Here is a 1,564-nt window from a genome sequence, read left to right as displayed (position 1 = left end):
CGCGGACGGCGATCCGGTCGCCGTCGCCGTTGTCGACGTGCCGGCCGGTCAGCCACCAGCCCGCGTTGAACCGCACCGCGGCCATGTCAGACTCGCTTCCGGTCGTAGTCGCCGGTGCGGCCGGTGCCGTAGCGGCGTAGCGCGCCGTCCGGCCCGGAGGCGTTCGGCCGTACGAAGATCCAGTTCTGCCAGGCGGCCAGCCGGCCGAAAACCTTCGTCTCCACCGTTTCCGGGCCGACGAAGCGGTGGTTGGCCTCCATCCCGGTCAGCGCGTCCGGCGACAGCGAGGCACGCTCCTCCAGGACCAGCCGCAGCTCCTGCTCGAAGTCGATGTCATCGAGCGCGAGGGTGACCAGACCGAGCGCGTCGGCGGTCTTGGCGTCGAGCGGCTCGCCGGCGTGCGCGAGAGCGGCGGCGAGCTGGTCGTCGTGGCCCCAGAACCGGGAGGCCAGCCGGCTCAACCCGTTACCCATCGGATACAACCCGCCGTTGGCGGCAGTGACCCGGATCGTCGCCGGGGCAGCGTCCGGGTCGACCTCCTCGTAGACGCCATCGAGCATGTACTGCCGGTCCGCGGCCAGCGCCAGTTCCAGCAACAGCCCGGCGAACGCGGTGCCCGGGTCGATCACCGCGATCAAGCTGCGGCTGGTCACATCCAGGCGTTTGAGGGTGCGTTTGTAGAAGTGGACGACCTCGTTGACGAACCAGTCCTCCCGCCGCGCCGTCAGCTGCTGGTCGTAGGCGAGCACCGCGGTGGGGTCGCCGGTCGCCCGGATCACCCAGGTGCCCAGCTCCAGCTCGTTGGTGCGCAGATGCAGGATCAGATCGTCCAACGCCCGGGTCATCGCCAGCGGCCCAGCGGGGTCAGCGCGACGCCTCCGGAAGCCCGCGGCCGGGACGACGCCTCGGCCGCCAGCGCGGCACGGCGGCGGATCTCCCGATCCCACCCGTTACGCGGCACGGTGGCATCGACCAGACCCCACTCCACCGCCGTCGCCCCGCGAAAGCCCTCCGACTTGGTCGCGAACAGATCAGCACGGTCCTTACGCACATGCCGCTTGTCCACCACCCGGGTCAGGCCCCCGGTGCCAGGCAACACACCCAGCAGCGGCACCTCCGGCAGCGACACGGTGGACGAACCGTCATCGACCAGCACGATCTGATCGCAGGCCAGCGCGATCTCATACCCACCGCCGGCCGCCGTGCCATTCAACGCCGCGATCCAGACCTGCCCGGAACACGCGGTCGCATCCTCGATCCCATTACGGGTCTCATTGGTGAACTTGCAGAAATTCACCTTCCACGCATGCGACGAGCCGGCCAGCATCCGAATGTTCGCACCCGCACAGAACATCCGCTCCAACCCACCGGTCACCACCACCGCCCGCACCTCAGGATGCTCGAACCGCAGCCGCTGCACAATGTCGTACAACTCGATATCCACACCCAGGTCATAGCTGTTCATCTTCAACTCGTAACCCGGCACCAGCCCACCCTGCTCATCGACCGCGAGCGTCACCGTGGCCACCGGCCCGTCATAGGCCACCCGCCAATGCCGATACCG

Annotated in this window: 2 protein-coding genes; both read right to left on the bottom strand. The window is 68.6% G+C overall.

Going from position 1 to position 1,564, the window contains the following annotated elements; all coding sequences use genetic code 11:
- Positions 1-86: 86 nt before the first annotated feature.
- Entirely contained in the window at positions 87-845 is a 759-nt protein-coding gene (locus IH26_RS63755) for a hypothetical protein (protein WP_245666079.1), read from the bottom strand.
- A partial coding sequence (locus IH26_RS63750; protein WP_245666078.1) for an enoyl-CoA hydratase-related protein occupies positions 842-1,564 on the bottom strand: 723 nt, incomplete at its 5' end. The genes IH26_RS63750 and IH26_RS63755, both read right to left, overlap by 4 nt.

This window comes from Actinoplanes subtropicus (assembly GCF_000721705.1).
Taxonomy (GTDB): Bacteria; Actinomycetota; Actinomycetes; order Mycobacteriales; family Micromonosporaceae; genus Actinoplanes; species Actinoplanes subtropicus.
Note: the sequence above shows the minus strand (reverse complement) of the source record. Positions and strands in the feature narration are given on the sequence as shown.

Bases quoted from the DNA above. Each gene is read 5' to 3' on its own strand.
- IH26_RS63755 (WP_245666079.1), bottom strand. From the start codon at position 845: ATGACCCGGGCGTTGGACGATCTGATCCTGCATCTGCGCACCAACGAG.